Origin of the sequence: Paenibacillus sp. LS1, from assembly GCF_026013365.1 — a bacterium.
Classification (GTDB): domain Bacteria; phylum Bacillota; class Bacilli; order Paenibacillales; family Paenibacillaceae; genus Paenibacillus.
Map to the genome: position 1 here is coordinate 2,158,374 of NZ_JAPDOE010000001.1, position 7,251 is coordinate 2,165,624.

At 46.6% G+C, this 7,251-nt stretch carries 5 protein-coding genes; 1 reads left to right on the forward strand and 4 read right to left on the reverse strand.

What is annotated here, in order from left to right; genetic code table 11:
* Together OM416_RS09365 and OM416_RS09370 are read right to left on the reverse strand one after the other, a co-directional pair.
* The gene (locus OM416_RS09365; RefSeq protein ID WP_264928733.1) at positions 1 to 1,308 is read right to left on the reverse strand and encodes a replication-associated recombination protein A; all 1,308 of its coding nucleotides are present in this window, start codon (positions 1,306 to 1,308) and stop codon (positions 1 to 3) included.
* 41 nt (positions 1,309 to 1,349) lie between these two features.
* The gene (locus OM416_RS09370) at positions 1,350 to 2,237 is read right to left on the reverse strand and encodes a LysR family transcriptional regulator (RefSeq protein WP_264928735.1); all 888 of its coding nucleotides are present in this window, start codon (positions 2,235 to 2,237) and stop codon (positions 1,350 to 1,352) included.
* 136 nt (positions 2,238 to 2,373) lie between these two features.
* Here OM416_RS09370 and OM416_RS09375 point away from each other — a divergent pair, with 136 nt between their 5' ends.
* A complete protein-coding gene (locus tag OM416_RS09375; RefSeq protein ID WP_264928737.1) occupies positions 2,374 to 3,291 on the forward strand; it encodes a DMT family transporter in 918 nt (305 codons plus the stop codon).
* 123 nt (positions 3,292 to 3,414) lie between these two features.
* On the opposite strand, the gene OM416_RS09380 is transcribed toward OM416_RS09375, so the two are convergent.
* Both OM416_RS09380 and OM416_RS09385 read right to left on the reverse strand, forming a co-directional pair.
* The gene (locus tag OM416_RS09380) at positions 3,415 to 5,595 is read right to left on the reverse strand and encodes a HelD family protein (protein ID WP_264928739.1); all 2,181 of its coding nucleotides are present in this window, start codon (positions 5,593 to 5,595) and stop codon (positions 3,415 to 3,417) included.
* Positions 5,596 to 5,842: 247 nt separating this feature from the next.
* Positions 5,843 to 7,251, reverse strand: a 1,409-nt coding sequence (locus tag OM416_RS09385) for a hypothetical protein (RefSeq protein ID WP_264928741.1), incomplete at its 5' end; no start/stop codon positions are given.

Below are 7,251 nucleotides of genomic sequence, written 5' to 3' on the forward strand. Positions count from 1 at the left end.
TTACAAATCCCTGCGCCGCTGTTGGTTCAGCCTGATCTTCGATTCGTTACCCTGCTCCGTTGCCTCATAGAATATTCTCCGTGAGAGCTGCTTTGGTAAATATTCTTGCTTCACATAATGCCCAGGGTAATTGTGCGGATATTGATAGCCCTCATGTCCAAGTTTTACAGCACCCGAGTAATGCGTATCCCGTAAGTGAAGTGGAACTTCTGCTGATTTCACCTCATCAATGGCATTCATGGCTTTGGAAATGGCGGTATACACCGCATTGGATTTTGGACTTTCGACTGCAAACAAAATCGCTTGTGCAATATTCAGCTTGGCTTCGGGCCAGCCGTTATTCCTGTACGCATCAAGTGCTCCAATCGCCTGGGTCATGGCTTGCGGATTCGCAAGCCCAATGTCTTCACTGCTCGCTGCAATTAGACGGCGAATGAAGGTCATTGGGTCCATGCCGAGCTTCTCCACCGCGTATAAAAACCAGAACAGCGCCGCATCACTGGAACCCCGAATACTTTTGTGGAATGCAGACAGCACATCATACTGTGTCGATTCATCCGCCTTCACAATCGGTCGTCGAATAGACTCTTCTGCTACACCAAGCGTAATATGAATGGATCCATCCTTCTCCGGTGGCGTCGTCAACGCAGCCAGTTCAAGAGCGTTAAGTGCACGTCGAATATCCCCGTTGGCCATCGTAGCAATATGCTCAAGTGCCTCATCGTCCGCCTGTAGTTCCATGAACCCCAGACCTTTGTCCGCATCACTCAATGCTCTGCGCATCGCAATAAGCGAATGCTCCTTGTTCAGTGATTCCAGCTGGAACAGGGTGGATCTACTCATCAAGGCCCCATTGACATAATGAAATGGATTCTCTGTTGTCGCGCCGATAAAAATAATCGTTCCTTTCTCTACCGCAGGCAATAGCGCGTCCTGACGTGAACTGTTAAACCGGTGTACCTCGTCGAGGAACAGAATGGTTTTTGTTCCATACAGCTGTTTGTTCGTTTGCGCCTGTTCAATGACCTCACGCACATCCTTAACGGAAGCTTCCACTGCATTCAGGCGAACGAACTGTCCTTGTGTTTGTTGAGAAATAATATGTGCAAGGGTTGTCTTGCCGCATCCCGGAGGGCCGTATAACAAGATCGACGAAATCTGATCAGCCTCAATGGCGCGCCGAAGCAATTTTCCCGGTCCAATAATATGTTCCTGTCCAATATATTCATCCAGATGCTCTGGCCGCATGCGGTCTGCGAGCAATCTAGCTTGTGGTTTTGAGTCTTGTTGAAACGAAAATAAATCCATTGCTCATCACTTCCTTAACGAATTGCCTTGGCTTGTGTACATTACACTTCTGATGGTTCTCCACTCTCTATCATATCATACTCCCGCGGTAACATAGCCATAAATGCGCCAAGCGCACTACTCACAAACGCATCCTTTCGTGTAATAAAACGAGTCATCATGCGGCTTATACCGGATGGGAGCGAATGTTTGCGAAGGTTGCCACTTTCAATTTGCTGCCGAATCACAATCTCCGGTAACAGAGAAATCCCCATTCCCGACGTTACTCCACTAATAATCGCTTCCAAAGTTCCAAACTCCATAATCACTGGACGATTTACTCCACTTGAAAGCAACCACTCCTCTAACGTTTGTCGGTAGGAGCATCCCATACTGTAGACAAGGATCGGCTTACGGGTAAGTTCATCTTCTGGTCCCACACCTGACGAAACTACAAATAGTTCTTCATCAAATACATCGATAGACACGATATCAGGATGATCACAGGCACAACCAATAAAAGCTCCTTCCAATTCATACCCTATCACCTGATCAATAAGCATTTGCGAATTGCCAGTAACCAGTGACAAGGACACCTCGGGATACTGTTTATAGTATTTTGCAAAAAGCTCAGGTAAACGAACTGCTGCGGCAGTCTGTGTAGATCCTATTCTTAAGGGACCCGATGGTGTACTCGTCGCCCGAAGCGCCTTGGAAGCATCATTCAGCAAACCAATAATTTTATCCGCATAGGTCAGTAGCATCTCTCCGGCTGGAGATAACGTCATGCCTCGATTATGACGAATGAACAGCGTTGTACCCACTTCTGCTTCCAGATGCCGGATTCGTGCAGTTACGTTGGATTGCACATACCCTAGTTTAGAAGCAGCTTTGGTCAGATTCCCCTCCTGTGCAACACACTGAAATATTCTAAGATCCCCGCTCTCCATGGTCCCTCCACTCTGACATCATTCAAAATGATATCCACTTCATTACCAATCATTATACTTCATGTGTAAACCGGACTACAATTCATGTAGATCCCAAACCAGTCCTCTGACTGGATGATGATAAGGAGTGTTGAGCATGACATACTGGAAAAATAGAGTTGCTTTGATCACAGGTACACGCACCATAAAACCTTTGAAATATACAATCTTGATCATTTTGACAACGCTAATCATGGGTACTTCTTTTCCAGTCGGCAAGATCGGCATGTTATATGCTCCACCTTTCCTGCTCATGGGCATACGTTATATACTGGCAGGCGGCTTGATGGCCTTGTTCCTTCGTAAACGTCCTTTGCCTACTGGATGGCAGTCATGGTTGAAAATATTCCTCATTGGCCTGTTCCAATCGGCAGGAGTGATGGGTTGCGCCTACTACAGCATGAACTGGATTACATCCGGTGAATCAGCCATTATTACGTTTACCAATCCGTTGCTGGTCATTATCCTCAGTGCTTTTTTATATAGACTGACCTATCGTTTCAGCCAGTGGATTGGTGTTATGCTCGGCTTCGTAGGGATCATGTTAACCTTTGGTTGGCAGATGAGCTTTAGCCCTGGAACCTGGATTGGATTTGGCGGTGCGGTCTCCTTTGCCGTGTCCACATTACTCATCAAACGCTGGGGCGATGGCTACGATACTTTTGTCTTAACAGCCTATCAGATGCTCGCTGGAGGTGCTGCGTTGCTTCTGCTGAGCGTATGGACTGAACAGCCTCAATTTATGGTGAATACGACCTCGGTTATGGTGCTTCTCTGGTTAACGCTTGTTTGCTCCATCATCCAGTTCTCACTCTGGTTTTATTTGCTGCAACATAGTGATCCGGCCCAAACCAGTTCTTATCTGTTTCTCGCACCATTCTTTGGTGTATTGTCGAGTTGGATTTTGCTAGGAGAGCATGTTCAATGGATTGCATTGGCAGGCGGTTTACTCATTGGTGTCGGCATATTCCTGGTGAACCGTCGCTCGTCCAGAATGGGAAATAGAGTAACATAACTTGAACTGTCAGTCGTTCTTCCTCGGGAAATTAAGCGATTCTCGCACAAAAGTAACAAAAGGCATGCGCTTATGGGACTTTCCCATTAACGCCATGCCTTTTGTTGTATAAGCAAACTTTATTTACCCAAGCTCTGGCCAACCCTGAATGGTTACAGGCTCGCCGTCGGGATTATGTGTTGCAGCCGCGTATTCTGGCAAATCACCCTCGTGGAACAACCACAATTCGTGCAAGGCCCTTGTACAACCAACGTACAACAGCTTCGCATCACCTGCATTCGACAAATAATGCTTCTGATCTACGTCTGCCACAATAACGGCATCAAACTCCAACCCTTTGGACAGATAGACAGGTAAAACAGAGTGTCCACCCGTATACTGCTTTTTGCCGCCATCGATCAGGTTAAGATCCCAGCCTGCGGTCTGTAGGTCACGGTGAAGCACCTCTGCTTCATGCAGGGTACGGGTCAGGATAGAGACCGTTCGGTAGTCTTTGACGGTTAACACCTTCAAAGCCTGCTCTAGACTTGCCGTCCGACCTTCGCCTCCATAAGCCAACGTCCGAACCGGATCACCACTACGGAAAACAGGGATCGCCGTAATCCCGCTTTTGACGCCCCGTTCCAGAATCCTATTGGCATAATCGATAATTTCCATCGTTGAACGATAACTTCGGGTCAATGCAAAGTATGCATTCTGTTCCTCAGGAAATAGAGAACTCATCTCTTCCCACGCATGAACACCACGGTACTCGTGAATGCCTTGGGACAAGTCACCCAGTATGGTGAAGGAATGCCCTTTGACGAAACGATCCAATAACGCCACATGGAAAGGTGAAAAGTCCTGCGCTTCATCGATCACAATATGGTCAAATCGCTCCGAACCCTCAATATCATGGACCAGTGTATGAATGTATACCAATGCAGGCAAATCCTCTTCACGGACGATATCCTGCTTCAGATCTGCTGCGGTTTGTTTCATGACCAGTTTTGGAATAAGCCCGCTGAGCGAGGCTGGCACACAGCCACCTTTTGTAGCTTTGAACAGCTGTTTGTAAAGCGTAAGCGGCTCATATTGAGGCCATTTTTTGGCATAGGCCTTCTCACGAGTCGCTGCTTTTTTCTTGCGTTCTTTGCGCACAGATTCTGGCATCGGTTTCTTGAGTTCCATCTCAATCCAGCGGTGAACTCTCGCCATGACCCGTTCTTTGCGTTTCGCTAGTGGATAATGCTTGTATTCCTCACCGAACCAGTTCTCGATCTCCGTCTTGCTGAGCACCTTACCATCCCATGGACTGAAGTCCATATCCGGTACGGAATCCGCTTCCATGCCCGACAGCCACTCTCGAATAAGCTCCATGAAACGGATCGATCCTTTGTAACGTCCAGGTACATCATCATTCAATTCAGGCCGTGCATCAGGTGTTTCAAACCAGGTGTTCAATGTATCCGACGTATTCGCCAAAGGCATCTCCAGCCCCAGCAGGTTCATCGCCCAATCCGGGAATGTCCGCTGCTGAATGTCCCCTACTCCGAGTTCCGGGAGCACATCCGAGATGTAATCCAGAAACATGTGGTTGGGTGCAAAAATAACCATTTTCTCCGCAGATACCTGCTCCTTGTACTGATACAGCAAAAAGGCAAGCCGATGCAGGGCAACCGTTGTTTTCCCGGATCCGGCTACACCCTGAATGATTAATGCGGTGTTTCTCGCCGCACGAATGATCAGATCCTGCTCTGCCTGAATCGTAGATACGATGTCACGGAGTTTGTTATCCTTGTTCTCTCCCAGACGATAGACGAGAAATTCATCCGATACTGCTGGCTGGTCGCTGTCACGGTTGTATGTATCCGCCACACGTTCCAATATCCGCTGCCGAATGACAACGTTTCGTTTCAGGTACACCAGACCTTCGATAAGCCCTTCCGGGGCTTCATACGTAGCGGAGGCTTCGCCTCCCGTAAATGAGTAAAACAGGCTTGCGACAGGAGCACGCCAATCGATGACGAGCGGATGCTCTCCCACCTCTTCGCGGTCTACGCCGATTTTGCCAATATACAGCGGTTTCCGTGCACCACTGCCCTGTTCTTCGAAATCCAAGCGTCCGAAATAGGGTTGCTGCGCGCTCTTGGACAAGGCGGTGCGGCGCTCTTCGCGTCCAGCTTCCAGCACTTGTTCTGTGAAGTCGTGGCCGGTGTATACCGGAATATTTTGCAGTCGCTCCAGCTGACTGTCCACTTCCTCCATCGTTCGCTCTAACCTGTACTCTTCTTCTTGATAGGCACTTTGAAAGCTGTCTGACATGTTTCAGTTACCTCCTAAGAATATGTTTTGCTCTGCATCGCCTAGATCTGGCAATACAAAAGGATACTTACTATATCATATAGGGCAATTGAAAGCCACATCCGTTTTGTGAGTTATACAATGAATGATTACACAGAAAGCGGCTGTGGTCTGAATATAAATTTCAGACCACAGCCGCTTCGCTGACAAGATATACTGACGTTCATTGCAAACGATTCAATACGTCTCAACCCTATTGCCATCCCTGCTACATCGATGTTGTCATGCTGGCAAGGGATTGTTCCAACCATTCGAATTCCTTCTGAAGAACTGCATTCAGATTAACCTGGCGTTTGGAATAGAGAGGATAATAAATGACCAATGAATCGGCAAACCGATTAACAAAAATTTCATTTGTCGTACGGTAATGGTCAAGAGTCATCATATTTTTAAAGTCCTCATAAGAAAGATCAAATGCAGCTTGGAAATTCACTGACAGCAAAGAGGGTAACCAAGACATCAATTGTTCTTCAATCTCATGAACAAGTTCAAGATAATGAATACTTTGCTCCCGCTTTGCCTTTTGGATCTGTTCTACCTGTTCCTGAATAGATTGAAGTCCTGATTCTCCTGCTTCCTGCACCATAATAGGAAGCATGTCCAGAAACTCGCCCATAACTTGACTGTAGCTGCCTGCTGTATAAGCACGGTCCTCTTGAAGTATAAAAACAGGAATCTTCTTCGAAGATGGTGGGATCAGACCGTTTTCTTTAGCTATAATCTGAACGGCATGCATGAGTAAATCCCAAGGTTTTTCCTTATACACCTTCAGCAAATGAGGTCCAAGAGGAATCACCGAAGCAACCGACTGGCTGATTTCATTTGATACGTTATGATCCATATATTCATGAAGAACAGGAATCCATTTTTCCATATTACCCGGTAAAGTCAATCCGCTTCCTTTGAATAGATCGTTATGCTTGTGTTTATCCGCTATATACTGACTATAAGGGAGCAATGTTTCAGGAGGAGTATTCATCATGCTCCCTTCGTCCAACATTTCCTTAAAGATGACTGTGCTCGTCTTATCCCAGACACTGTGATGGGCAATAATATGAATGGTATGCTGCCGCTCGGCATTTCGGACAATGACCAGCTTAACAAGCAACTGTGAAGATCGCTCATTAAATTCTATATAACTCAGTTTGTTGATCTGCTGAGAGACCGCATTCCGCTCATCTAGACTTGCATATCGTAAATCGATATAAGGCATATGCCAAGCGTGATTCAACTCATGTTCACTGATCGTTCCCACTAGCGAATCCATCCGATAAGAACTTCGCAGTGCAGACTGCATTCTTATGATCTGATGACAGGCTTCGATCATTTCTTTCTTGGTCCGTGAACCCTGCAATTCAATTTTTTCCATGACCACTGTGTCTGCTGTACGAATGAACAATTGCTGTAATACAGAAGGAGCATAACTATTAAGAACCGGATAATCGGTATTACGATGAAATTTTTGTGGGTCAAGCAGTTCTGCACCATACTTTTCTTTGCCCATCGCATGGGAGCTTGCTTGTTCGGAAGTGTTCACTTCAATGCAGTGACTCACGATGTTCTTCAACTTATCCATGAACGCTTCGGCTAAAGCATGCATCTGGCGGTCATCACATA